The sequence below is a fragment of the Candidatus Omnitrophota bacterium genome (assembly GCA_028717245.1).
In the GTDB taxonomy this organism is placed as follows: Bacteria; Omnitrophota; Gorgyraeia; order Gygaellales; family Profunditerraquicolaceae; genus JAGUYA01.
Genome location: JAQUOD010000001.1, coordinates 42,768 through 67,649, shown reverse-complemented (window position 1 = coordinate 67,649; position 24,882 = coordinate 42,768). Strand labels below are relative to the sequence as shown.

At 43.6% G+C, this 24,882-nt stretch carries 33 protein-coding genes and 1 tRNA gene; all 34 read left to right on the top strand.

Going from position 1 to position 24,882, the window contains the following annotated elements:
- Window positions 1–20: 20 nt before the first annotated feature.
- The 34 genes from PHV44_00405 to PHV44_00240 all read left to right on the top strand — a co-directional run bounded on the left by PHV44_00405 (window position 21) and on the right by PHV44_00240 (window position 24,881).
- Entirely contained in the window at window positions 21–2,027 is a 2,007-nt protein-coding gene (locus PHV44_00405) for a TonB-dependent receptor (protein MDD5591742.1), read from the top strand.
- Between the two features lie 466 nt (window positions 2,028–2,493).
- Window positions 2,494–3,177, top strand: a complete 684-nt coding sequence (locus tag PHV44_00400) for a hypothetical protein (GenBank protein MDD5591741.1) — start codon at window positions 2,494–2,496, stop codon at window positions 3,175–3,177.
- A 193-nt stretch (window positions 3,178–3,370) separates the two neighbouring features.
- Window positions 3,371–3,532, top strand: coding sequence for a 30S ribosomal protein S21 (rpsU, locus tag PHV44_00395; GenBank protein MDD5591740.1), 162 nt, complete (start codon window positions 3,371–3,373; stop codon window positions 3,530–3,532).
- 7 nt (window positions 3,533–3,539) lie between these two features.
- The gene (amrB, locus tag PHV44_00390; protein ID MDD5591739.1) at window positions 3,540–4,361 is read left to right on the top strand and encodes an AmmeMemoRadiSam system protein B; all 822 of its coding nucleotides are present in this window, start codon (window positions 3,540–3,542) and stop codon (window positions 4,359–4,361) included.
- Window positions 4,339–4,713 carry a DUF1844 domain-containing protein gene (locus PHV44_00385; protein MDD5591738.1) on the top strand — a complete coding sequence of 125 codons (375 nt, stop codon included), beginning with the start codon at window positions 4,339–4,341 and terminating at the stop codon, window positions 4,711–4,713. Before amrB ends, PHV44_00385 begins: the two co-directional genes overlap by 23 nt.
- Window positions 4,710–4,865 carry a Trm112 family protein gene (locus tag PHV44_00380; GenBank protein ID MDD5591737.1) on the top strand — a complete coding sequence of 52 codons (156 nt, stop codon included), beginning with the start codon at window positions 4,710–4,712 and terminating at the stop codon, window positions 4,863–4,865. Before PHV44_00385 ends, PHV44_00380 begins: the two co-directional genes overlap by 4 nt.
- Window positions 4,866–4,869: 4 nt before the next feature.
- Window positions 4,870–5,301 (top strand): type II 3-dehydroquinate dehydratase, encoded by a 432-nt coding sequence (aroQ, locus tag PHV44_00375; protein ID MDD5591736.1) that lies wholly within the window; start codon window positions 4,870–4,872, stop codon window positions 5,299–5,301.
- A 9-nt stretch (window positions 5,302–5,310) separates the two neighbouring features.
- The gene (locus tag PHV44_00370) at window positions 5,311–6,372 is read left to right on the top strand and encodes an aminopeptidase P family protein (protein ID MDD5591735.1); all 1,062 of its coding nucleotides are present in this window, start codon (window positions 5,311–5,313) and stop codon (window positions 6,370–6,372) included.
- Window positions 6,353–6,919 carry an elongation factor P gene (efp, locus tag PHV44_00365; protein ID MDD5591734.1) on the top strand — a complete coding sequence of 189 codons (567 nt, stop codon included), beginning with the start codon at window positions 6,353–6,355 and terminating at the stop codon, window positions 6,917–6,919. The genes PHV44_00370 and efp overlap by 20 nt, the downstream gene beginning before the upstream one ends.
- Before the next feature lie 16 nt (window positions 6,920–6,935).
- A complete protein-coding gene (gene accB / locus PHV44_00360) occupies window positions 6,936–7,394 on the top strand; it encodes an acetyl-CoA carboxylase biotin carboxyl carrier protein (protein MDD5591733.1) in 459 nt (152 codons plus the stop codon).
- Window positions 7,395–7,412: 18 nt separating this feature from the next.
- Window positions 7,413–8,783 (top strand): acetyl-CoA carboxylase biotin carboxylase subunit, encoded by a 1,371-nt coding sequence (gene accC / locus PHV44_00355; protein MDD5591732.1) that lies wholly within the window; start codon window positions 7,413–7,415, stop codon window positions 8,781–8,783.
- Between the two features lie 33 nt (window positions 8,784–8,816).
- Window positions 8,817–9,170, top strand: coding sequence for an Asp23/Gls24 family envelope stress response protein (locus PHV44_00350; GenBank protein MDD5591731.1), 354 nt, complete (start codon window positions 8,817–8,819; stop codon window positions 9,168–9,170).
- Between the two features lie 3 nt (window positions 9,171–9,173).
- Window positions 9,174–9,776: an alkaline shock response membrane anchor protein AmaP gene (gene amaP / locus PHV44_00345; GenBank protein MDD5591730.1), complete on the top strand. Its 603-nt coding sequence runs from the start codon at window positions 9,174–9,176 to the stop codon at window positions 9,774–9,776.
- A gap of 25 nt (window positions 9,777–9,801) precedes the next feature.
- Window positions 9,802–10,833, top strand: a complete 1,032-nt coding sequence (locus PHV44_00340; GenBank protein ID MDD5591729.1) for an ATP-dependent 6-phosphofructokinase — start codon at window positions 9,802–9,804, stop codon at window positions 10,831–10,833.
- Between the two features lie 14 nt (window positions 10,834–10,847).
- The gene (locus tag PHV44_00335) at window positions 10,848–11,417 is read left to right on the top strand and encodes a D-sedoheptulose 7-phosphate isomerase (GenBank protein MDD5591728.1); all 570 of its coding nucleotides are present in this window, start codon (window positions 10,848–10,850) and stop codon (window positions 11,415–11,417) included.
- A gap of 13 nt (window positions 11,418–11,430) precedes the next feature.
- Window positions 11,431–11,919 (top strand): D-glycero-beta-D-manno-heptose 1-phosphate adenylyltransferase, encoded by a 489-nt coding sequence (rfaE2, locus tag PHV44_00330; GenBank protein ID MDD5591727.1) that lies wholly within the window; start codon window positions 11,431–11,433, stop codon window positions 11,917–11,919.
- Window positions 11,903–12,349: a thiamine-phosphate pyrophosphorylase gene (locus tag PHV44_00325; protein MDD5591726.1), complete on the top strand. Its 447-nt coding sequence runs from the start codon at window positions 11,903–11,905 to the stop codon at window positions 12,347–12,349. Before rfaE2 ends, PHV44_00325 begins: the two co-directional genes overlap by 17 nt.
- A 10-nt stretch (window positions 12,350–12,359) precedes the next feature.
- On the top strand, window positions 12,360–13,655 hold the full coding sequence (gene thiC / locus PHV44_00320; GenBank protein MDD5591725.1) for a phosphomethylpyrimidine synthase ThiC: 1,296 nt from the start codon (window positions 12,360–12,362) through the stop codon (window positions 13,653–13,655).
- A tRNA-Gly gene (locus PHV44_00315) sits at window positions 13,635–13,705 on the top strand. Before thiC ends, PHV44_00315 begins: the two co-directional genes overlap by 21 nt.
- 33 nt (window positions 13,706–13,738) lie before the next feature.
- Window positions 13,739–14,407 (top strand): LysM peptidoglycan-binding domain-containing M23 family metallopeptidase, encoded by a 669-nt coding sequence (locus PHV44_00310; GenBank protein MDD5591724.1) that lies wholly within the window; start codon window positions 13,739–13,741, stop codon window positions 14,405–14,407.
- A complete protein-coding gene (locus PHV44_00305) occupies window positions 14,404–15,996 on the top strand; it encodes an ATP-binding protein (protein ID MDD5591723.1) in 1,593 nt (530 codons plus the stop codon). Before PHV44_00310 ends, PHV44_00305 begins: the two co-directional genes overlap by 4 nt.
- A gap of 51 nt (window positions 15,997–16,047) precedes the next feature.
- Window positions 16,048–16,536, top strand: a complete 489-nt coding sequence (locus PHV44_00300) for a metallophosphoesterase family protein (protein MDD5591722.1) — start codon at window positions 16,048–16,050, stop codon at window positions 16,534–16,536.
- Window positions 16,537–16,626: 90 nt separating this feature from the next.
- Window positions 16,627–17,067 carry an HIT domain-containing protein gene (locus tag PHV44_00295; GenBank protein ID MDD5591721.1) on the top strand — a complete coding sequence of 147 codons (441 nt, stop codon included), beginning with the start codon at window positions 16,627–16,629 and terminating at the stop codon, window positions 17,065–17,067.
- Window positions 17,060–18,214, top strand: a complete 1,155-nt coding sequence (locus PHV44_00290; GenBank protein MDD5591720.1) for a deoxyguanosinetriphosphate triphosphohydrolase — start codon at window positions 17,060–17,062, stop codon at window positions 18,212–18,214. The genes PHV44_00295 and PHV44_00290 overlap by 8 nt, the downstream gene beginning before the upstream one ends.
- Window positions 18,174–19,226 carry an HD domain-containing protein gene (locus PHV44_00285; protein ID MDD5591719.1) on the top strand — a complete coding sequence of 351 codons (1,053 nt, stop codon included), beginning with the start codon at window positions 18,174–18,176 and terminating at the stop codon, window positions 19,224–19,226. Before PHV44_00290 ends, PHV44_00285 begins: the two co-directional genes overlap by 41 nt.
- 31 nt (window positions 19,227–19,257) lie before the next feature.
- Window positions 19,258–19,794, top strand: a complete 537-nt coding sequence (locus PHV44_00280; protein ID MDD5591718.1) for an SPOR domain-containing protein — start codon at window positions 19,258–19,260, stop codon at window positions 19,792–19,794.
- A gap of 5 nt (window positions 19,795–19,799) precedes the next feature.
- Window positions 19,800–20,084 carry a small basic protein gene (locus PHV44_00275; GenBank protein MDD5591717.1) on the top strand — a complete coding sequence of 95 codons (285 nt, stop codon included), beginning with the start codon at window positions 19,800–19,802 and terminating at the stop codon, window positions 20,082–20,084.
- Window positions 20,085–20,092: 8 nt separating this feature from the next.
- The gene (locus PHV44_00270) at window positions 20,093–20,863 is read left to right on the top strand and encodes an SH3 domain-containing protein (GenBank protein ID MDD5591716.1); all 771 of its coding nucleotides are present in this window, start codon (window positions 20,093–20,095) and stop codon (window positions 20,861–20,863) included.
- Between the two features lie 5 nt (window positions 20,864–20,868).
- A complete protein-coding gene (locus PHV44_00265; protein ID MDD5591715.1) occupies window positions 20,869–21,489 on the top strand; it encodes a site-2 protease family protein in 621 nt (206 codons plus the stop codon).
- Between the two features lie 5 nt (window positions 21,490–21,494).
- Complete coding sequence (gene aroB, locus PHV44_00260) at window positions 21,495–22,580, top strand: 3-dehydroquinate synthase (protein MDD5591714.1); 1,086 nt, start codon at window positions 21,495–21,497, stop codon at window positions 22,578–22,580.
- Between the two features lie 193 nt (window positions 22,581–22,773).
- Window positions 22,774–22,974 (top strand): hypothetical protein, encoded by a 201-nt coding sequence (locus PHV44_00255; GenBank protein ID MDD5591713.1) that lies wholly within the window; start codon window positions 22,774–22,776, stop codon window positions 22,972–22,974.
- The gene (locus PHV44_00250) at window positions 22,971–23,357 is read left to right on the top strand and encodes a PilZ domain-containing protein (GenBank protein ID MDD5591712.1); all 387 of its coding nucleotides are present in this window, start codon (window positions 22,971–22,973) and stop codon (window positions 23,355–23,357) included. Before PHV44_00255 ends, PHV44_00250 begins: the two co-directional genes overlap by 4 nt.
- A gap of 46 nt (window positions 23,358–23,403) precedes the next feature.
- Window positions 23,404–23,946 (top strand): DUF4416 family protein, encoded by a 543-nt coding sequence (locus PHV44_00245; protein MDD5591711.1) that lies wholly within the window; start codon window positions 23,404–23,406, stop codon window positions 23,944–23,946.
- Window positions 23,928–24,881 (top strand): radical SAM protein, encoded by a 954-nt coding sequence (locus PHV44_00240; protein ID MDD5591710.1) that lies wholly within the window; start codon window positions 23,928–23,930, stop codon window positions 24,879–24,881. Before PHV44_00245 ends, PHV44_00240 begins: the two co-directional genes overlap by 19 nt.
- Window position 24,882 lies beyond the last annotated feature (1 nt).

Here is a 24,882-nt window from a genome sequence, read left to right as displayed (position 1 = left end):
AGGGAAAGGAGAATCAAGTCATGAAAAGGTTTAGGCTAAAAAAGGTCAGGCAAACACTGATTGTCTTCGCAGGATTGGTTTTACTTTCAAGCAGTTTGTGTCAAGCAGAAGATATTGATTTAGAAAGGATTGTCGTAACCCCAAACAGGAACGAAGAAGAAATGGGCAAAACACCCAACAATATCTCTGTTATTACAAAAGGCCAGATTGAACGCTCAAAAGCAAAAACCATACCCGAACTCCTTAGTGGCCAGGGTTCAGTGATAATGCGGGATTACATCGGTAATGGTAAAACTACAAATGCCGATATCCGCGGTTTCGGAGAAACCGGCTTGAGCAATGTGCTAGTGCTCGTAGATGGCAGACGGGTGAATAATATCGACTTAAGCGGCACCGACTGGACGCAGATACCTGTTTCCATGGTTGAGAAAATTGAAATCCTCAGGGGCGCAGGGAGCGTATTGTATGGCGATAACGCATCTGGAGGTGTAATTAATATAATTACCAAAGAACCCGCGTATAGAAAAAATGAATTGAAATTAGGCTTACTTGGGGGTAGCTATGGGACTTATGGAGAAAACATTGAGCTTTCTCTTGATAAAGAAAATTTTTCCGGCTTAGGCCTTTTTGAACAATATCGAACAGACGGATATAGAATAAATAGTGACCTGATACGCAATGATTTTAACGGAAAATTAAAATATTCCTTAAATGAGAGCTTAAAAACCAGATTTACTTTTGGGAATCACACAGATAAATACGGACTTCCCGGCGGGCTATTAGACGGAGAATTAAATACCAGGGACAGGCGCGCATCGGTTACTCCCGACGATTTTGCAAGGTCTAGAGACTATTTTATTGACTTTGGTATCGAAGGAGATTTGGATGAATTCGGTAAAGTTGAGGTTGATTTGGCCAAAAGAAAAAGAGATACATTCTTTAATAATGTTAAGTATTCTTGGATGAGCGAAAGAAATACCGTTACCTATACCATGAATTCAAAATATTTATTGGAAAATAAAATATTTAGGAATAGAAATAAGTTTATCGCCGGTATAGACTATTTTGATGCAGAGCAAGACATAAATGATGGTAGTTATGCCGGTAACCCTGACAAGCTTACTTTGTCTAAGAAAGATTACGGGTTTTATTTAATGGACCAGTTTTATTTTACCGATAAATTTTCCTTTACCGGAGGGACCCGGTACGAAACTGCGCGTTATAACTTTGAACAGGAAGCGGTTTTAATTGGTTCAGAAAAGAGCAGATTTAAGGAAAGTGTGTTTAATGCCGCGCTAAATTATAACTACCGTGCTGACTCAAATGTTTATTTAAGTTTTGCCAACAGCTTCCGCCTTCCGCTGGTTGATGAAGTTTATGTGAATAAATTTGACTACGGGCTTGGGCCGGGAGGAGGTCTAAATTCCGCCCTTGGCCCTCAGACGGCAAAGAATTACGAAGCCGGCATTCGCCATAGTTTAAATAAAAACTTCCTCATCGGGCTAACCGGCTATATGATGAAAGTTAGGAATGAGATATATTATGAGCCGACAACGGGCAATAATACTAATTATGATAAGACAATCCACAGAGGATTAGAATTCAGCACAGACATGAAATGGGATGAAAGGATTAAACTCTTTGCCAATTATACGTTTACAGATGCATATTTTAAGGGCGGCACATATGATAAAAAAATGATTCCGGCGGTTCCTGTTCATAAATGGAGTTTGGGCGGGGATATAAAATTCCATAAATATTTTATATTTTCCTTGGTGGGTAATTACATCGGGGAAAGGTATTTTATCAGCGACCAAGCTAATGTGCTGCCGCGTATGGCTTCTTATCTTACCGTAGATACCAAATTAATTTTTGATAAAGGTATTGTCTCGGCATTTTTAGGAATTAATAACTTATTCAATGAAGAATATTACGAATATGGTGCGGCTAGTTTCGATAGGACGTATAAAAATTATTATCCAGCAGCAGAAAGAAATTTTACTGTGGGTGGCTCTATAAAGTTTTAAACACGGCATAGCCTTCAGTGACCAACAGTGACCAAAACAGTAAAAGTAACCAAATAACCAACGCAAATAACCAAAGTGACCAATGACCAATGACCAAGACGCTGTTGTAATGACCAAGACGCTGTTGTTAACTCTATATAATCACTAGAGTTATAAAACAATTCTTTTTAAGCCTTAAGGCAGAGGCAGGCTAGACATAAGAATTGTTACGCAACTTATTGCAAGAGATATAATTATTAAGAGCGTCTTGTTTGTGTTTGGCGCTTGTTTGGCGGTTTTGTTTGGTTTTCTGTCCAGTGGGTGACTGACGAAACGAAGACCTTGCCGCCCGCAGCCAAAAGCGAGGACGGCGAAGTGGCTCGGCAGGCAGGACCCGCTGCCTGATATAATTTACACAAGATTGAGTATACTACCCCCTTTAAATCAAAACTTGTAAACCAAAACCAATTATGTTAATATAAATCTCATGCTTTCAGATAAAGCCTTTAAAATCGCGTTTTTATTATCTTTAGCCGCCCACGGCGTTATCCTATTCCAGAATCCTAATCTTAACCCGCATCTTTCTTCAGCGGATAAAAAAAAGCAAAATCTAGAAGTAAGTTATATAGAGCCGGCGCTAAAAAAGCAGGCGCACCAGGAAATACCCCAGCCAAAACAGGACTTTTTAAAATCGTCCCCTAAGGCAACAGCTATGAAAGCAGCCCCGCCGCCCTTCATAGACAGAGAGGTTATCTTTAAAAAAGACAGGCAGGCCCTTTCTCAAAAATATACCTTTACCAAACCCGCTTTTATAAAACCTGATATTATCGCCGTTAAAAAAAAGATAACCTTACCCCCCATAGATATCAATAAAATCAATAGCCCTTCCTACATAACTTATTACCAGATGGTGCGCGAGAAGATCAGGCGCTCGGCTTACCAAAACTATAGCCGGGTAGAAGTGGGCGAGGTGTATCTTTCTTTCGTTATCCTCTCTGATGGCTCCCTGAAAGAAACGCGGTTACTGCAAGAAAAATCATCACCTATCCCTTACCTAAGGGAGATCGCCCTTAGAAGCGTAAAAGAATCCTCACCGTTTGCGAACTTTCCCAAAGAACTGGATTACCCCCAGCTCTCCTTTAACGTAATCATCTCTTTTGAGGTCGAATGAAGCTCCATGGGCTAAAGCCCATGGCCTCTTGGAACGAAATACTAAAGCGGCCATTCTTCATCCTTGCCCTGAAGAGCAGGGTTTTTCTGGCCGCGAATGTATAAACCCCGCGGTATTACCTAAATTATTGACACCCCTTAAATTTAGTGCTATATTGATAATTCAAATAAAAACGGAAGGGAGATGATTATATATGCCGGAGATTGAAATCAAAAAAGACGAATCCTTTGAGTCGGCGTTGCGCCGTTTCAAGAGAAAGATTGAGCAGGAAGGCATCCTAAGAGAGCTCAGAGACCGCAAACATTACGAAAAACCCAGCGAACGCAAAAGAAAGAAGTCAAGAGGAAGAAGATAAGCCTGGCATGGAAAAATCTAAGTTAAGGCCGCCTGCGGTAGCAGGGCAATTTTATCCGTCTTCCCCGAAAGAACTCAAAGAACAAATAGCCTCACTTATTGATAAAAAAGCGGCTAAATCAGATGCCATTGGTTGTATCCTGCCGCATGCCGGTTATATGTATTCGGGAGCCGTAGCAGCCCGGACAATTTCGCATATTCATATAAGGAAAAAGGTAATCCTCCTGGGGCCTAACCATACCGGTTACGGAGCGAAATTCAGTATCGTATCCGAAGGCAGCTGGCAGACTCCGTTAGGTGAGGTCAAAATAGATAGCGGCCTGGCAAAAGAAATTTTACGGCATTCTCAATATTTAGAAGAAGACCCCTTAGCCCATGCATATGAACATTCCCTGGAAGTAGAGCTGCCTTTCTTGCAATATTTCAGAAACGACCTGGAAATCGTACCTATTATCCTGCTCTCCGATGAAGTAGAAACTCTTAAAAAAATAGGTAGCGAGATCGCCGATACTATAACGGGGCTTAAACTTAAAGATTTACCTCTTCTGGCAGCCAGTTCTGATATGACCCACTACGAACCGCAGGAAGAGGCCCAAAAAAAAGACAGCCAGGCTATAGAGGCGATTTTGGAATTAGACGAGGATAAACTTATGCATACGCTGCGGCGTTTAAATATATCAATGTGCGGATATGCCCCGGTGATCACGATGATCTCTGCTGCCAAAAGGCTGGGCGCAAGAAAAGCCAAACTCATACAATATCAAACCAGCGGCGATATAACCCAGGATAAAACTAGCGTAGTGGGTTATGCCGGCATCATCTTATACTAAAACAATGGACGAATTAAATAAAAATATCGACGAGAGCTGGAAAGAAGCGGCGGAAAAAGAGAAAGAAAACCTAAAGAAAGAAGGGAAAACCGCTCCGCCCGAACCGGATTTTATTTTCTTCGTCACTACGCTTTCGCTTCAGGCATCCATTGACTTAGGCCAGGTCCCTAACCCCGCGACAAATAAAAAAGAAGAAAACCTCATACAGGCAAAATTCATTATTGACACCCTGGGGATGCTCAAAGAAAAAACAAAAGGAAACCTGAAGCCAGAAGAAGCAAACTTCCTGGAAAACATACTTTACGAATTAAGGATGCAGTATATATCTCAAGCGCAAGGAGGGACAAAATGATAGACAAAGAATTATTAGACATCCTGGCATGCCCTGCCTGCAAGGCAGACGTGGAACTAAAAGACAACAAAATCGTCTGTAAAAAGTGCGGTAAGAAATACCCTATTAAAGACGATATCCCCATAATGTTGATTGACGAAGCAGAAGATTAATAAAATGAAAAAAATTCTCGTAATCCACGGCCCGAACCTGGATTTATTGGGTAAGAGGGAACCCGGTATCTACGGTAAAGTAACTCTCCAACAGATAAATGGCGCCTTGCAAAAAATTGCTAAAAAAAGAGGGGTAGTCCTGGCCATAAAACAGTCTAACCACGAAGGAGAAATCGTCGATTTAATCGGCAGGATGAAAAATAAATACGCCGGCTTACTAATAAACCCCGCTGCCTATACGCATACCAGCGTTGCCATCAGGGACGCTATAGCAGCCGCAAACATATTAGCGGTAGAAGTTCATCTCTCCAACATTTACTCCCGCGAAGAATTCAGGCAAAAATCCCTGATCAGCCCGGTAGTAAAAGGCACAATACTGGGTTTTGGCGCTAAAAGTTACCTGCTGGGCCTGGAGGCACTGATAGATTTACTTTGATGCTATCTTATGAATTTACGTATAAAATACATATATACAAAATTAAAAGAAAAAAATCTAGATGCCCTGCTGGTCTTTTCTCCCGCCAACATCTCTTATCTTACTGATTTCACCAGCCGTGATTCCCACCTTTTAATATCCAGGCAAAAGAATATTTATATCACAGACTCTAGATATATCCAAGAAGCCAGGGCATGTTTAAAGAACATTGCAACGGTAAAACAGGCCGATGGCCCGATCATGAGAATCATACCTAGGCTCTGTCAGGACTTAGGCCTTAAGCGCATAGGATTTGAAGAAAGGCGCTCTCCTTTAGCTGAAGATAGAGAGGATAAAATAAAATTAAATAAAAAATATGAATTTATTCCCACTCATGGTTTAATAGAGGGGCTGCGGCAGGTAAAAGATAAGGAAGAAATTAAAAAGATAAAAACCGCGATCCAGATTACTGTAAAGGCGTTTGAGTTTATCCGTAATTTTATTTCAGCCGGAAAGAGAGAGATTGAAATTGCCGCAGAAATAGAGCGTTTCGTCAGGTATCGCGGCGCCCAGGGTTGCGCCTTTGAGATTATTGTCGCTGCCGGGGCCAACTCCAGCCTTCCCCACCACCGCACCTCTCAGAGAAAAATTAAAAATAACGAGCATGTCTTGGTGGATATAGGCGTTGAGTATGCGGGGTATAAATCTGACTTGACAAGGATTTTCTTTTTAGGTAAAATAACCCCTACTGTAAGAAAGGTTTACGATATAGTCCGCCGGGCCCAAGATAAGGCAATAGAAAAAATAAAACCGGCTGTCCCTATAAGCGGAATCGATACAGCTGCCCGCCAATACATAACCCGAAAAGGATACGGCGGGTTTTTTGGTCATGCCTTAGGACACGGGATAGGCCTGGAGGTCCACGAAAAACCAAGCATATCCAGCAAAGAAAAAGGCATATTAAATCCGGGGATGGTTTTTACTGTTGAGCCGGCGATTTATTTACCCCACAGGTTCGGCATAAGGTTAGAAGATATAGTTTTAGTAACCAAAAAAGGATGTGAGGTCTTAAGTGGCCCTCTCGATAAATGACGTCAAGTCAGGGTTAACTATACTGGTAGACGCAGAAGTATACCTGGTCATAGAAACCCAGCATGTAAAACCGGGTAAAGGCGCCGCTTTCGTCCGGGCAAAATTAAGAAACTTAAGGAACGGCGGCATCCAGGAGAAAACTTTCCGGGGAGATGAAAAAATAGATGCTGCTTTTATAGAAGAAAGAAAGCTGCAATATCAGTATTTCTCCGGCACTATATACCATTTTATGGACCAGGATAATTATGAAGAAATATCCATCTCCGAAGACAGTATCGGTGATAAGAAAAAATTTTTAAAAGATAACCTGGAAGTTATGGGGTATTTCTATAAAAACGAAACCTTAAACATCAACCTGCCGAATTTTATTGAGTTTAAAATTATCCATACCGAACCCGGGATAAAAGGGGACACCGCAAAAAGCGGCACAAAGCCGGCGCAAATCGAGACCGGGGCAAACATACAGGTACCGCTTTTTATAGATACGGGGGATAAAATAAAAGTAGATACCCGCACAGGAGAGTATATCGAAAGGGTATACTCATAAAAATACGAGGTTTCCTATGAATATCAAAGAAATAAAGGAAATGATCAACCTGATGAACGAAAACGGCCTGGTAGAACTGGAAATTGAAAAAGACGGCATGCGCATCAGGTTAAAAAAGACCGGCGCCGCAGGCATAGATGCAGCTAACCAGCCGATAATAGTGGAAAGGACACGCGTATCGGGTGAACACCCCAGAGAAGAATCCTACGAAACCACAGAAAAAACAACGGGAAAAACGATAGAAATAAAGGCGCCGATGGTAGGGACATTTTACCGCGCGCCCTCTCCGGAAGCGCCGCCCTATGCTGAGGTGGGCCAGGTAATAGAGCCGGGGCAGGTTATCTGCATCATCGAGGCGATGAAATTAATGAACGAAATAAAATCGGAAGTGAAGGGTAAGGTCCTGGAAATTTTCGCGGATAATGCCGAACCCGTAGAATTCGGGCAACCGATGTTTCTCATCGAACCCCTCTAAAATTAATAATCTAAACCGATGTTTTCAAAAATCTTAATAGCCAACCGCGGCGAAATAGCCCTGCGGGTCATCCGTGCCTGCCGGGAATTAGACATCCGTACCGTCGCTGTATATTCCGAGGCGGACAGGAATTCTCTGCATGTGCGCTTTGCTGATGAGGCCATCTGCATAGGCAAGCCGCAAAGCAGCAGCAGTTACTTAAATATCCCCGCGATTATCAGCGCCGCGGAAATCACCGATGTAGACGCGATACATCCGGGATACGGTTTTCTTGCCGAAAACCCGCATTTCGCGGAAATCTGCGAGTCCTGCCAGATAACTTTTATCGGGCCTACCCCGGAGAATATCCGGCTCATGGGCGACAAAATGGCAGCGCGCGCCAATATGCAAAAGACGGGCCTGCCTATAGTGCCCGGGAGCATTGCCGCAATAAAAAATAAAGAAGAGGCTATCAGGACCGCTAAAAAAATAGGCTATCCCGTAATTATAAAAGCGGCTGCCGGCGGCGGCGGAAAAGGGATGAGGATCGCCCACAATGATATCAGGTTAGTGGCTAGCCTGATGACCGCCCAGGCAGAGGCAGAAGCGAATTTCGGCAACTCTAATGTCTACATAGAAAAATATGTCGAGAGGCCCCGGCATATAGAGATACAGATCCTCTCTGATAAACACGGGCATATTGTGCACCTCGGAGAGAGGGACTGCAGCATACAGAGAAGGCACCAGAAGCTATTGGAAGAATCCCCCTCGCCGGTAGTGGACAATAAATTACGCAAACGCCTGGGAGAATTAGCCGTAAAGGGCGCTAAGGCAATAAACTATGTCGGCGCCGGGACCATTGAATTTCTTTTAGACAGTAATAACAACTTCTATTTTATGGAAATGAATACCCGGATACAGGTAGAACACCCCGTAACCGAAATGGTAACCGGGATGGATTTGATAAAAGAACAAATCCGCGTTGCCGCGGGCGAGAGGCTCTCTTTTCAACAGGACGATATCCAGATAAAGGGTGCTGCGATAGAATGCCGGATAAACGCCGAAGACTATACCAATAACTTTTCGCCTTCCCCGGGCAGGATAGAAACGCTTAATCTGCCCGGCGGGCCGGGCGTACGCCTGGATACCCATATCTACGCCGGATACGAAATCTCACCCTACTACGACTCGCTGGTCGCCAAACTAATAACTTACGCCGGCACGCGCCAGGAAGCAATAAGAATAATGCAAAGGGCGTTAAACGAATTTACTATCTCCCCCATAAAAACTACCATACCCTTCCACCAGCGCCTGCTGGCAGATTCTGCCTTTTTGGAAGGAAAGATATCCACCCATTTTGTCCAAGAGATGCTAAAGGAAGAATACAAAGACATCCCGCAAAATGAATAATTTCGCCGTGCCTGGCGTAAGCAGGAGGGGGCAATGCATAAAGAAGAATCACAAACGGATTTAGGAAAAATCAGGATACATAAAAACGTCATTGCCTCAATAGCGTCTTTAGCGGCAGTGGAAATTGAGGGCGTAAAACGTATCGGCAAAGACTTAAAAAGCGGAATACTGGAATTAATCGGGCAAAAATCCGCAACGGCTATTGATGTCCAGATTGACAAAAACGAGGAGATACGCGTAGAAATTCCGCTCGTGATAAAATACGGCTCCAACATACCCGAAGTAGCCAATAAGGCCCAGGAAAATGTACGTAACGCCTTGGAGAAAATGACCAGCCTATCCATCAAATATATCAATATAAACGTGCAGGGTATAGAGAGGGGGTAACTTATGCGCATATTCACGGTCTTAGGGATATTATTTTATGCGGTAGTGCTTATTTTAATCGGATTAGTAATGATAATTTTCTCTCTCAACCTATTACAGCCCCAAGACATAAATAACCTCTTGGCATACGCGCAATACGGGATTAATTCCAGGATAATCGTCGGGCTTTCGGGCCTCTTGTTAATACTCATAAGTTTCTCGTTTGCGCAATTAATCTTGGGCAGGTTCCAGCGTGAGAAGACTATTGCCTTCACTACTTCTTCGGGAGAGGTAACTATCGCGCTTTCAGCGGTGGAAGACCTGATAAAACGGGTAGGCTTTATTATCCCGGAAATAAAAGAATTGAGGCCTGATGTAATCGCCACTAAAAAAGGTATCATCGTCGATATCAGGGTCGTCCTGAAATCGGAGGCGAATATCCCGGAGCTGACCGGACGGCTGCAGGAGATAACCCGCTCTAAAATACAGGAAATTTTAGGGATTGAAGAGCAGATTATTATCAGGATTCACGTAGCAAAAATTATCTCTGCGCAGGAAACAGATAAAAGAAGAAAAGAACAATTAAAAGAAGAACCCCCCATACCGTTTGGCGGTTACAGGGTGTAAAATATAAAATAAAAGGAGCGAGGATATGGCAAAAATTGGTATTCTTACCGGAGGAGGCGATTGCCCGGGCTTAAATCCGGTAATCAGAGCGGCAGTCAGAAAGGCAGTAAATGAAGGGCACGAAATAATCGGTATCAAAAACGGCTGGAAAGGCCTGATTGAAAACGATATTGTCAGCTTAAATCTTGCCAGCGTCTCCGGCATATTGCCTAAGGGCGGGACAATATTGGGCACGAGCCGGACAAACCCATATAAAAAAGAAGGCGACCTGCAAAAACTAAGGGACAATTATAAGAAAATCGGTTTAGACGCCCTTATTGCTGTAGGCGGAGAAGATACCTTAGGGGTAGCCTCAAAATTAATCAAAGACGGCATCACTAATATTGTGGGGGTGCCCAAGACCATAGATAACGACCTCTCTGCCACAGACTATACCTTTGGTTTTGACACGGCGTTAAATACTGCCACGGAGTGCATTGACAAACTGCATACTACTGCCGAAAGCCATCACCGCATCATCGTCGTAGAAGTCATGGGCAGGCACGCCGGATGGATCGCCATAGAAGCGGGGATAGCAGGCGGGGCGGACGTAATTTTAATACCCGAACTGCCTATTGATATCGAGGAAACCTGCGCTATTATAAAAAAGAGGCATACGCGAGGCAAACTCTTCAGCATAGTGGTGGTAGCTGAAGGCGCGAAATTCAAAGAAGGCACTATGATTACGCAGGAAGAAAAACTGGATGAATTCGGGCATGTCAGGTTAGGGGGAATAGGCGAATCTTTAGGCCAGGAGATAGAAAAAAGGACGGGCTACGAAACAAGGGTAAGCGTCCTCGGCCATATTCAAAGAGGAGGCACTCCCAGCGCTTTTGATAGAGTTTTAGGTACAAGATTCGGGGTAAAGGCAGTGGAATTAATAAAAAACAAGAAATTCGGCAGGATGGCCGCGCTGGTAGGGAATAAAATCGTTGACGTGGCCATTGAAGAAGCGGTATCCGCTTTAAAAACAGTGGATATGGAACTTTACTCTATCGCAAAGGAATTCTTTGGTTAAAACGGAGCGGGCAGATGAGAGACAGAATTAAAGATATACTGTTGGAAAGCATCCAGGTCAAAGAAGAATTAATGCGCACAGGCTTAAGCCAAATCATAGAAATCACCACTATCGTTATTGACGCCTTAAAGAAAAACGGTAAAGTAATCCTGTTCGGTAACGGCGGTTCAGCCAGTGACAGCCAGCATATTGCCGCAGAATTAGTAGGCAGGTTTAAAAAAGACAGGGATGCCCTGCCGGCTATTGCCCTGACCACAAATACCTCTATAATAACGGCGCTGGCTAATGATTACGGCTACGAGTTCGTCTTTGCAAAACAGGTAGAGGCCTTGGGACAAAAGAACGACGTGGTTATCGGGATATCCACAAGCGGAAAGGCAAAAAACGTTGCCTGCGGGATCAAGCAGGCAAAAAAAATGGGGATAAAAACAATCGCCCTCACCGGAGCGGATGGAGGGGAATTGGCTAAACTAGCTGATGTATCGCTGGTAGTGCCTTCTTCGGTCACTGCCAGGACACAGGAGGCGCACATCATCGTCGGGCATATCATTTGCGAACTGGTAGAACAGGCCTTCTGCCAATAAACTAAAACCACTAATGATACGTCTCTTAGAGGATAAAATAAAGAGCCCGGATAAATTGAAGAGGATAGTCTCTTACCTGAAAAAACATGGCGAAAGAATCGTCTTCACTAACGGCTGTTTTGATATACTGCACTACGGCCATGTAAAATACCTGCAAGAAGCTAAGAGAAAAGGCGATTGCCTGATAGTGGCTGTAAATAGCGACGCCTCGGTGAGAAAAATAAAAGGCAGCAAAAGGCCGATTGTGCGGCAAAAGGACAGGCTGCGTATAGTAGCGGCCTTAGAAAGCGTAGATTATGTGGCCTCTTTTAACCAGACTACGCCGCTAGAGATAATAAAAATCCTTAAACCGGATGTGCTTATCAAAGGTTCAGACTGGGACAAGAACGACATCGTAGGCAAAGATATTGTCTTAAAATACGGGGGCAGGGTCCATACCATAAAATTAGTAAAAAACAGGTCTACTACCGCTATAATCAAAAAAGTTGCCCAAGCCCGATAGAAAAAAGATTGTCCATAGGATTATCGACGCTAATATAAACCGCGCGACAGAGGGCCTACGCGTATGCGAAGAAGTCACCAGGTTTATCTTAAACGATAAAGGCCTGACAACAAGTTTCAAGAAAATAAGGCACGGGATTAATACTATATTGAAATGCCTGCCTAAAAAAACAGAATTGCTCCGTTATAGGCAAAGCCGAAATGACGTAGGCAAAGGTATCTATATAAATGAATTAAAACGCAGTAATTACCAGGAAATTTTCTTTGCGAATATTCAGCGCGTGAAGGAATCGATCAGGGTACTGGAAGAATTCTCCAAGCTCATGAATAAAAAAACTGCCGTTGGGTTCAAAAGATTAAGGTACGGTATTTATGAGCTGGAAAGAAAAACTGCTAAAAAAATATTCCCGGGCATAGAAACCCGCCTGTAATAATCCGGTAATGACGCAATTAGAATACGCAAAAAACAATACCCTCACTACCCTGATGAAAGGCCTTGCGCAAAACGAGGGCATACCCCAGGGGCTGCTTTTAAAATACATCAAAGAAGGCAGGGCCGTCATCCCTCAAAACAAAAACCATAAAATAAAAAAGCCATGCGCCATAGGTTACGGGCTGCGCACAAAGATAAACGCCAATATCGGCACCTCTACCGATAAATCATCCCTTAAGGAGGAATTAAAAAAGCTGGCTGTAGCGGTAAGATACGGCGCAGATACAATTATGGACCTAAGCGTGGGGGGCAACATCAAAAAAATAAGAAGAGAAATACTGCGCCGTTCTCCCGTGCCAATAGGAACAGTGCCTGTTTACGAAATAGCGGTCAACGCCCAAAAAACGCAAGGCGACTTTTTAAAATTTAACGCCGATGACGTAATCGCAACTTTAGAATCGCAGGCAAAAGAGGGAGTGGATTTTTTTACCATCCATGCCGGCGTAACCAAGAAGAGTTTGGCTGCCCTGAAGAAACATAAGAGGATACTGGATATCGTATCCAGGGGCGGGGCAATAATCGCCAGCTGGATGACCAGATATAAAAAAGAAAACCCCTTTTTTGAGTATTTCGATAAAATTCTGGATATTGCCTACAGCTACGACGTAACCTTAAGTTTAGGAGACGGCCTAAGGCCGGGTTCAATACTGGATGCAACCGATGAGGCGCAAATTTCTGAGCTAGAAATACTGGGAAAACTCGCCCAGCAGGCAAAAAGAAAAAATGTCCAGGTCATGATTGAAGGGCCCGGGCATGTGCCGTTAAATGAGATTAAAAAAAATATTGCTTTAGAGAAAAGACTCTGCCACCAGGCGCCGTTTTATGTCTTAGGGCCTTTGGTCACTGATATCGCCGCCGGTTATGACCATATCAGCGCCTCCATCGGTGCTGCTTTAGCGGCAAGTTTAGGTGCGGATTTTTTATGTTATGTCACTGCCTCCGAACATTTACGGCACCCTTCCGTAGAAGACGTAAGGGAGGGCGTGATAGCTTCTAAAATCGCCGCGCACGCCGCCGATATAGCAAAAGGGGTAAAATCGGCGATAGAACGCGATAAACAAATGTCGCTGGCCAGAAAAAAACGCGACTGGAAAAAACAAATTACCTTATCCATAGACCCCGATAAAGCCAGATGCTATAGAAACTCTTCAAAGCCAAAATTATCTGACGTATGCACCATGTGCGGAAGATATTGTTCTATTAAGTTAATAGAAAAATGCAATGCGGGCGTAGTTCATCGGTAGAACACCAGCTTCCCAAGCTGGATAGGAGGGTTCAATTCCCTTCGCCCGCTTGTTTTTAGCTTTTTGGCGGAAGTATATAATTTATGCTTAAGTTAAAGTCATCATTATATCTTATACATATCATCTGTTACCTGCTCTTCTTGGCTGGTTGCGCTCCCACCCCTTACATAAAACCAACTCCGCCCAAAGGCATACCCGGAATCTACCATCGCGTAGAAAGGGGCCAGACCCTATGGCAGATCTCAAAAATTTATAACGTGGACTTAGATGAGATTGTGGGAATAAACCATATCCCCGATGCCGCAGCCATAGACGCAGGGCAACTCATATTTATACCCCACCGCCAAAAAACGCAATATTTAACCTCTAAGGGCCAGGCGGAAAATTTCATCTGGCCGGCAAGAGGCAAGGTTATCTCTACTTTCGGCCAGACATTCAATAATATGCTCAATAAGGGTTTGAATATACAATGTTATCACAACCCGGATGTGCTGGCTTCGCGTAGCGGAAAAATTGTTTTCTCCGATGATAATTTCGGGGGCTTCGGCAGGACCATAATTATCGACCACGGCGATGGCTTCTTAACTGTCTACGCCAGGAACTCCCAAATTCTTGTTAAAAATGGCAGCTATGTGCAAAGGGGCGCCGTTATTGCCAAGGCAGGCTACACGGATAACGATAAAAACACATATCTGCACTTTGAGATAAGGAAAGGGCATATCCCCCAGAACCCTTATTTTTACCTCCCATGAAAAAAGATACATTTTTCGGCCGCGAATTTTATCTGGATGCCTTAGAAAAACGCATCACCGACCTAAAGGACGGCTACCGCCAGAATATCGCCATTATCGGGGATGAGCTCGTCGGAAAAACAGCGATAATATTTAAATTCCTGAATAAATTTTATGATACCCGCATAATCACCTTATATATGGAAATCAGGCCGGAATCCTTCGCCTCTTTCGCCAGGAGGTTTATCGGCGTGCTGCTCTACAACTTTCTGGCAAATAGCGGCATCCCCTTAAAAGAAGACCTGGATTTCCTGATTAAAAAATCCGAAAAGTATATACCCAAGGCCGTAGAAAAGATAAAATCCATCTTAACCCCCCTGGATAAAACAAGGAAAAACAATAATTTTATTGAACTTTTTTCCTTGTGCGAGGCCATCCATCAGGAAACGGATAAATTCTGCGTAGTCATATTCGACGAATTCCAGAACCTGGAAAATATAGGCGCCAAGAACCTTTATCCCGAATGGTCTAAATTATTAATCCTGCAGAAAAAAACAATGTATATCATCATCAGCTCCATGAAATTCAAGGCCAGGGCCATACTCTCCAAGAATCTATCTTTGCTGTTCGGGAATTTTGAAATACTTACCGTAGAACCCTTTGACGTAAAAATAAGCGAGGGTTATCTGGAATATATGCTTAAGGGCCTAAGTATAGATAAGGGGTTAAAAAATTTCCTGGTCCATTTTACCGGAGGAAGCCCATTTTATTTAGAGTTGATAACTAAAGAGTTATCGAAAAATAATATCTCTGGCTTAACGGATATACTCGAAGACCTGCTTTACCTGCCTACGGGGCTGCTGCATCAGAAATTTTCTAATTACCTCAAGCGCTTCCTGGATACGCCTTTTAGCCAGGACTATATAACCATCCTCTACCTAATCTCTAACGGCCATAATAAAATAAAAGATATCGCCCACATCCTGCGTAAGCAGAAGAAAGAACTGGCGTTACGAATAAACCATCTGCTGGAACTGGATACAATAAGCCGTAGCGGCGACTTCCTGAAAGTCAACGACCGCGTATTCAGTTTCTGGCTGAAATTCGTCTACCAGGAAAAGATGCAGTCTCTGACCTTTGACGCAAAGAACCAGAAGGTGCTTTTCAGGGATAAAATAGAAGGGATGATCCGTGAATTCCTCGCAAATACACAGAGGCCCATAATAGAACGGATGAAAGAATTACTGCGCCTCTTCGAAGATGAAATCATACAGATAGACAAGAAACGGGTTAGGCTGAGCCATTTCAGGGAAATCAAAAACCTGGAATTTAACGGCCAGGGCTTGAGGGAAGGCGTGATTGGGCGTTCGCATGATAACCTTTGGATAATCGCCCTTAAGAACGATTTATTGACCGAAAGGGACATTACGGACTTCGCTAGGGAATGCAAGAAATACCGCCATAAAACACAGAGAAAAATTATTATCGCCTTACAGGAGATAGACCCCACTACCAGGCTTCGGGCCCTGGAAGAAAAAATCTGGACGTGGGACTTAAATAACTTAAATCAGATATTAGATTTGTTTTATAAGCCCAGGATTATCGCGTGAGCCCCGCCCTTCCTAAATAGGGCCGGGGAATAAATAGAAAGGAAGAGCGGGGTGAAAATCGGAGTCATCGCAGATACACACATACCTGACCGGGCAAAGGATATACCGGAGGCGATATTACATGCCTTTAGAGGCGTTGATATGGTTATCCATGCCGGAGACCTCGTGGACTTAAGCGTCTTAGACCAATTGAGGACTGTCTGTAAAAACGTAAAGGCGGTCTGGGGCAATATGGATCCTTACGAAGTAAGGAAGGTGCTGCCGGAGAAAGAGATCGTGCAGGCAGGTAATTATAAAATTGGCGTCATGCACGGGTATGGGCCGCCCAATCAACTGATAGAACTTATGGAAGGTATATTTAAAAATGAAGGCGTAGATTTAGTTATCTTCGGCCACTCGCATTCTGCCACGAACGAAAATAAAGGCGGCGTAATCTATTTTAATCCAGGCAGCGCCACGGATAAGGTCTTTGCCGACTATAATTCCTATGGAATCATAGAAATTAATGGTAAAATAAAAGCCAGTATTATTAGGTTATAAGTTGTAAGCCGTAAGCTATAAGCCTAAAAAAACAGTTTAAAGCTAACGATAAATATTTAACTCATGGACAGGCTCTGGGCGCCCTGGAGAATGAAATACCTGAAAGCAAAAAAGCAGAAAAAATGCATATTTTGCCGGGAATTAAAGGCTAAACATAGGAGTTATATTATAACTAAAACCAGATACTCATTCTCCATGCTCAATATCTTCCCGTATAATAACGGGCATGTGATGGTATCTCCCATAAGGCACGTCGGGGATTTATCCCAGCTTAAAGACGCCGAAATGCTGGATTTGTTTAAAACCTTAAATAAAACAAAGAAGGTATTAGATAAAACCTTAAGGCCGCACGGATATAATATCGGCATCAATATATCGGCCAGCGCCGGAGCAGGAGAGGCCAACCACCTGCATATACACATTGTCCCGCGCTGGAGGGGCGATATAAATTTTATGCCCATACTAAATAACACCAAGGTAATCTCGCAATCGCTGGATGAATTATATAAATTATTAAAAAAACATGTTTAATCAGGCGCAAATAAAAGAATCCGAAAACAACCTTCTTGCCCCTTATGCCATGAAAAGCCATCAGACTAAAGGCAGGGTCTATCAAGAAAAGGAACATCCTTACAGGTCCGTATACCAGAGGGACCGCGACAGGATTATCCATTCCGCTGCCTTCAGAAGGCTGGAATATAAAACCCAGGTATTCGTAAATCACGAGGGGGATTATTACCGCACAAGATTAACGCACACCCTGGAAGTCGCCCAGATTGCCAGGACCATAGCCAGTGCCTTAAGATTAAATGCCGACCTGACAGAGGCCATAGCCCTGGCGCATGATTTAGGCCATACGCCTTTCGGCCATTCCGGAGAAGACGCCTTAGATGAGCTTATGGCAAAATACGGCGGCTTCAACCACAATCTGCACGGTTTAAGGGTTGTAGATATATTAGAAGCAAAATACCCGGATTTCCCCGGCCTGAATTTAACCTGGGAGGTAAGGGAGGGCATAGTAAAACACTCCTCGGCATTTGACAGGTCTGATAAAATAAAGGGTTTAGCGCCTAATGAAATGCCCACGTTAGAAACCCAGGTAGTGGATATCGCCGATGAGATAGCCTATGATAATCATGATATAGACGACGGCCTGACCTCAGGGTTATTGAAGGAACCCGACCTGAAACAAGTGGGCCTCTGGGATAAGATAAGTAAAGAAATATCCAAAAAATATGCTAAAATAGATAGTGAGCAGAGAAAATACCTGATTATCAGGTCGCTGATTGATATACAGGTTACAGACATCATCCGGGAAACGGAAAAAACAATAAGCAAACTAAAACTTAAATCCTGCGCCCAGGTAAGGAAGTCCGATAAAAAGATTATCGCCTTTAGCAGTGAATTGCGTAAAATAAGAAAACCCCTGCGCGAATTCCTTATGGAGAACTTATACCGCCATTATCGCGTCATAAGAATGAGCAATAAAGCCAAACGTTTTATACAGGAGCTCTTTAAAACTTACATAGATAACCCCCGGCAACTGCCGCCTAAGATACAAAAGAATATACCCGCTGACGGCGTAAGGCGCGCAGTCTGCGATTATATTGCCGGCATGACAGACAGGTATGCCCTCGATGAATACAAAAAACTATTTGACCCCTACGAAAAAGTATAAGACATTAATCTCCGCCATCCATTCTATTTATCGGCTGGTTAACGCCACCTTTGAACTGGAGGACCTGCTGCCCCGGCTGGCTCGGCTCATCTGCCAGATATTTCATTGCCGCTATTGCCTTATCCTGCTCTTAGACCATACCAAAGAATACTCGTTACTACGCTGCCTGATTATCGGTAAACAAAAACATGTCATCGATAAACGGATGAAAATTTCAAACAGGATAGAAAAAAGAATCATCGAGAAACTTACGTCAATAAGAAAGGGCAACACCTTAGGCATACCGCTTGTCTATGAAGATATAACGGGCATAATCGTTATAAAGAGGGCTGGCAGCGATAATCCGTTCGACAGGTTCGACCAGGAAATGCTCATGACCATCGCCGAGCAGGCCATAATCGGGATAAAAAATCTGCAACTTTATAAAGAACAGCAAAAAATAGTTTTAGGCAGCATAAAATCGCTGGTAACGTTATTGGACGCGCGCGTCCCTCAGGAATACACCCACTCGCCGTATTTCAGCCACCTGGTCTTGCTAATTGCCAACCAAATGCACCTTGATGCCAAGCAGGTGGAAAGTTTAAAATACGCCAGCATGTTGCATGACGCAGGCAAGGTGGATATCCCCCCGGAAATACTGGCCAAGACAACAAAGCTCACCGCGAAAGAATATAGTATTATTAAACGCCACCCTGCTGTAGGCGCGCAGATATTAAGGCACTTACAGATCTTAAGGCCGGTTATACCCATCATTATGCATCATCACGAAAAATTCAACGGCACGGGATACCCCTCAAAACTTAAAAAAGGCCAGATCCCGCAAGGCGCGCGCATTATGGCTGTGGCGGATGCCTTTGAGGCAATGGTCTACGGCAGGCCTTACCGGGAAAGGATGGATATGGCCTCGGCCATAAAAGAAATAAAGAAAAAAAGCGGCACGCAGTTCGACCCTAAGGTCGTAGAGTCATTCCTGAAGGTAGTAAAAAAAATAAAGACAAAAAAATATCTGTAATTAAGGCGTTAAAAGTTATATAATAACCGCTATGAAAAGAGAAGAAGCCCAGCAATTAGAGTTATTTTCGCAAACCAGAGAGCCAGGCCAAAAGGAAACGCGCCTTTCCGGTTTACTTCTGAATTTTATCCGGGGGTGGGAAAAAACAATCCTTATAATCATCGGCCTGGCGATTACCGGTATCGTCTGTTTTTCTTTAGGCGTAGAGAGGGGCAAAAGGATAGTGCGGCTAAAAACAGATTCCCGCCTGGACATCGCCCTGAAGGCCCAGAAGGCACAGCCTAAAGCCGCTGCATTAGCTCCCAGGCAGGCAGATACGCAGGCACAAGCGGCACAACAATCTCTTCTACCCCCGAACTATACCATACAGGTGGCTTCTTTCATCAACAGGAAAAACGCGCAGAGGGAAGCGGATATTTTAAAAAAGAAGGGGCTATCCACCATGGTCCTGTCTAAAGGCAAATTTACCATAGTTTGCGTGGGAAACTTCCCTAACAAACAAGAAGCAGAGTTTTTATTACCAAAGCTAAAAAAACAATACCAGGATTGCAGAGTAAGGAGGCTTTAAAAACAATGTCAATACACCCTTCATTAAAATTATCGGACAAAAATAAAAAACAAAGGTCGGTATTAAAACGCACGGAACGCTTAAGAATCATGCTGGATAAAGAGCAATGGAAGGAAGGCGATGAAGTCTGCGGCCTGCCTAAGATTAAGACCATAAGGATAAAAATCAAGAAAGAAAAAGCGGAAAAAACAGAAACTGCTGCTGCCGAAGGGGCCGCTCCTGCCGCTAGCGAAACCAAAACACAAACTCCTGCCAAAGGGGCCGCTGCTGCCAAGACACAGGGTAAGTAATAAAATAGATGCGCCCAGCCTTAAAAATATCCGCCGTATTATCGCTGATCATAATAATTGCGTCCCATCCGCTTTACGCGGCTTCTTACCAGGGGATAATTAACGCCAACGATATCAACGTACGCTCTGACTCCACGGTAAGTTCCCGGATTATCTGCAAAATAAATAAAGGGGATAAGGTAGAGGTGGTGCGGGAATTATACGAATGGTATAAGATCCGGATGCCCAAAACCGCGCCGTCTTTTATCAAAAAAACCTTAGTTACCGTCATAGAGAATAATACCGCCAAGGTATTAAAAGATAACGTAAATATCCGCATGCAACCTAGCGAATCGTCGTGGATATTGGGGAGAGCCGATAAAAACGAGGTGGTAAACATCTTAGAAGATAAGGGGGGGTGGTACAAAATAGAACCGGTGAATGATAGTTTCGGCTGGATACATAAGAGCTTCGTGGATAAAGCGAGCGTTGCCGATGAAATAACGCAAGAGGCCAAATTAACCCCGCCCCAAGAAAAAGAAGCTGCGGTAATTAATAAGGAACCTGTTTTAGATGAAACCATAATCCTTGAAGGCATTGTAAAACCCTACGGCAAGGTCTTCAGGCGTAACGCAACGCATAAACTTATCACCCCGGATAAAAAAGTATTTTTTTTAAAAGGGAATAAAGAAAACCTGGATAACTTAAATTACTGCAGGGTAAAGGTAACCGGAAAATTAATCAATATTAAAGGCCCTAACCCCGTCGTTGAAATAACAAAAATAGAAGCGCTAGATTAAATATTATGGCCCTTTTAGTATCTTTCTTATTATTGTTTGGGTTATTAATCATAGCGATGACCGTGCATGAATTCGCCCACGGTTGGGTAGCCTATAAATTAGGGGACTCTACCGCTAAAAATTCCGGCAGGCTCACCCTGAACCCTTTAGCGCATATAGACCCGCTCTGGACATTCTTACTGCCCTTATTCCTGTTTATGAGTACCAACGGGCAGTTTGTTTTCGGGGCGGCAAAACCCGTCCCGATAAATTATTCCTCCTTAAAAAACCCCAGGAGCGATATTATCTGGATAGGCGCAAGCGGGCCCCTCGTAAATTTCCTTTTTGCCTTTCTCCTAAGTATAATATTAAGATTATTACCCCTGCCCGTAGTGCTGAAGTTCGCCATAGAAAACCTCATTATCATCAACGTAGTCCTGGCTGTATTTAATCTCATCCCCATACCGCCTTTAGACGGTTCGCGTATCTTATTGGGGATATTGCCTGAAAAATTAGCCCAGAAATATGCGCTTATTGAACCTTACGGATTTATTATTATAATTATGATGCTCTGGCTAGGGGTCTTCGGCCGCATCATCTGGTCCGGGGTAAGCCTGATACTGAAATTACTGGGGGTATTTTCTTAAAAAAAATGCGCGTACTGAAACTGAACCTCAAGAAACGTTCCTACAATATAGTTATCGCGGATAACGCCATAAAACACCTGGGCAGATACATATCCGGACTAAATATCGGAAGCAGCGCATACGTAATTACAAATACGCCCATAAACAAAAGGCACGGGAAATCACTGGATAAAATACTTAAAGGATCCGGGCTTGAGGTAAGATTTAAACTTATTCCCGATACGGAAAAAAGCAAGTCTATAGAGATGGTTTCTACGATAATCCGGGATTTAACTGCCTATGATAAAAAGAGGCGCATCTTCATCGTCGCTTTCGGAGGCGGGGTCATCGGCGACCTGGCCGGATTCATCGCCTCTATTTATAGGCGCGGCATTGCCTACATACAGCTGCCCACGACGCTATTGGCGCAGGTTGATTCTGCTATCGGCGGAAAAACCGCGGTAGATCTGACCCAGGGCAAAAACCTCCTGGGCGCCTTTTATCAACCCAAGTTAGTATTGAGCGACATAAAGTTCCTGAAAACATTAAACGCCAGGCAAATAAGAAACGGCCTCGCCGAGATAATCAAATACGGGATCATAAAAGACGCCCGCTTATTCGCATACCTTGAAAAAAACTATCGCGATATCATTAAGTTAAAAACATCCGCTTTGGAATTTATAATAACCCGCTGCAGCGATATCAAGGCAAAAATTATCCAGCAGGATGAAAGGGAAGAGAAGGGCATGCGCACTATCCTGAACTTCGGCCATACCATAGGCCATGCCATTGAGGCAGCCGGAAGATATAAAAAATACAGCCATGGCGAGGCCATTGCCTTAGGCATGCTGGCAGCCTGCGGCGTAAGCAAAAGATTAAACCTGATTGATGACTCCGTAGCCGAAAGGATTAAAGGGCTGATAGAAAAGGTGAACTTACCTGCCAGGATAAAGAATATTCCTCTTTCTGATATAATAAAGGCGCACTATCGCGATAAGAAGTTCAGCGGAAGTAAGAATAAATTCGTCCTCATCAAAGGCATCGGCAAGGCCTGTGTAAAAGAAAACATTCCGCTTAAGGTCATTCAAGAAGCGGTGAAAGAAATACTTTAATTGTAATCTCCAGCGGGTGACGCGGGAGATGCCTCGAGGAAAATTTGACGAGAGGCTCACCACGCGGTGAGGACCCGCTGCCTGATAGAATTTACAAGAGACTTTGCTGTTTGACATTTCTAAGAATGTGTGCTATATTTTTACCTGTAAATCAAAATAATCGAGGATATATTCAAGAAGAAAGGAAGAAATAATGACCGCTGAAGCAGCTAAGCCAGAAGCAGCCAAAGAGCAGCCCAAGCCCGCAAAGCCAATAGAAGAAAAACAGACTAATTGCTTAGCCTGTAATAAGCCTATTAGGAAGTTAAAACGGTATTACCGTAACGGAAAATTCTACTGTAACAAAAGATGCTGGCGCAAGGCAACGCAGAAACCCAAAGAAGAAAAAAAATGATAAAGCGCAAAAAAACAACAGAGAGAAGACGTTACCCCCGGATAAAACAGGCCCTACCCATTAAGATAGTGGCTAACGGCTATGATTTCACCACCAGCACCCAGAACATCAGCTGCGTAGGCGCCTATTGCTGTTTAGATAAATACATACCTCCCTTTACCAAAATCGCAGCCAAGGTTATCCTGCCCATTACGAACGCAAAAAGAATAGAAAATGTCGAGGTTGAATGCACCGGCGTAATCGTCAGGACAGAAGATAAAGAAAACGGTGGTTTTAATATCGCCATATTTTTCAATAAGATCACGCCCGGCCAACGTAAAAAGATATCCCAGTATGTAAACCAATTCTTGCCCAAAGAATCCTGCGGCCATAAAAGGTTATAAGCAGCCTTAAATTGAACTAAATTCTCTCCCCGCCTAAAAAAATTACGTGGGTAAAATAAAAAAACATTTAGCGGTAAAACTATTTAGCGGTTTCATCTTCAAGGAAGAGAATACCCTGGCTAAGGCCGAATCTTTCTTAGAGAAAAAATTCGGCAGGATAGACTTTGAAAGCCCGCTTCTTCCTTTTACCCATACGCATTACTACGAAGAAGAATTCGGCAAGGGCTTAAAAAGAAAATTCGTTAGCTTTAAAAAGCTCATCCCTCCCGAAGGCCTGCCTAAAATAAAAATCGCAACTAACAGAATTGAGCAAAAATTATCCCGGGCGGGACTACGTTTAATCAACATTGACCCGGGTTATCTGGATATGGCAAAACTTGTCCTGGCGACAACCAAAGACTATAAGCACCGTATTTATCTTGATAAAGGCATCTATGCGGAGATAACCCTTTTTTATGAACATAAGGATTTTAAGGCCTGGGAATGGACCTACCCGGATTACAAGACAGCTGACTATATCGCCGTCTTTAACCGTATCAGAGAAATCTATGCGGCGCAGATTAAAAATAAATGTATCCCATCTATCTAGAATCATACCATAACGGAAAATTAGACAGCATCAGCGAAGAAATCTTTGCCATGCTTTCATCCTGCACTATCTGCCCGCGTAAATGCAAAGTAAACCGCCTGAAGGATAAAAAAGGGTTCTGCCGGACAGGGCTAAAACCCAAAGTCTATAGTTTTATGGCCCATCACGGCGAAGAACCGCCCGTATCCGGCAGGCGCGGTTCCGGGACAATATTTTTCTCAGGATGTAATATGGCCTGCGCTTATTGCCAGAATTACGAGTTTAGCCAACTGGGGGGAGGCAGGGAAATAGAGATAGAGGCCCTGGCAGATTTTATGCTGCAGTTACAAGAGGCAGGCTGCCACAATATAAATTTAGTCACGCCTACGCATTGCCTGCCGCAGATCCTGAAAGCCTTATCCCTGGCTATCCCCAAGGGCTTAAAAATCCCGCTGGTATATAATACCAGCGGATACGAACTGCCTGAAATCATAAAATTATTGGATGGCATAGTAGATATATATCTTGCGGATATGCGTTATGCCGATAATGCCCAGGCGATTAAATATTCCCGCGCGCCGGATTATCCTAAATTTAATCAGGCATCCTTAAAAGAAATGCATAGGCAGGTAGGCATTGCCCAAATGGATGAGCAGGCCATAATAGAGAGGGGATTGATTATCAGGCATCTGGCCCTGCCGGATGATATCTCCGGGACAGATAAGATAATGCGTTTTATCGCCAGAGAGCTTTCTGCGGATTCATACATCAGCCTGATGAGCCAGTATTCCCCCTATTATAAAGCAGAAGAGTTCCCGGGGATTGCCCGGCGCATTACCCGCCAGGAATACTTAGATGCCAAAGCCGCTATGGAAAAGTATGGCTTATATAACGGCTGGACGCAGGATGCGCATGGCTTAGAAAGGTTTGCCGGCGTAAACATAAAACCTATTTAAG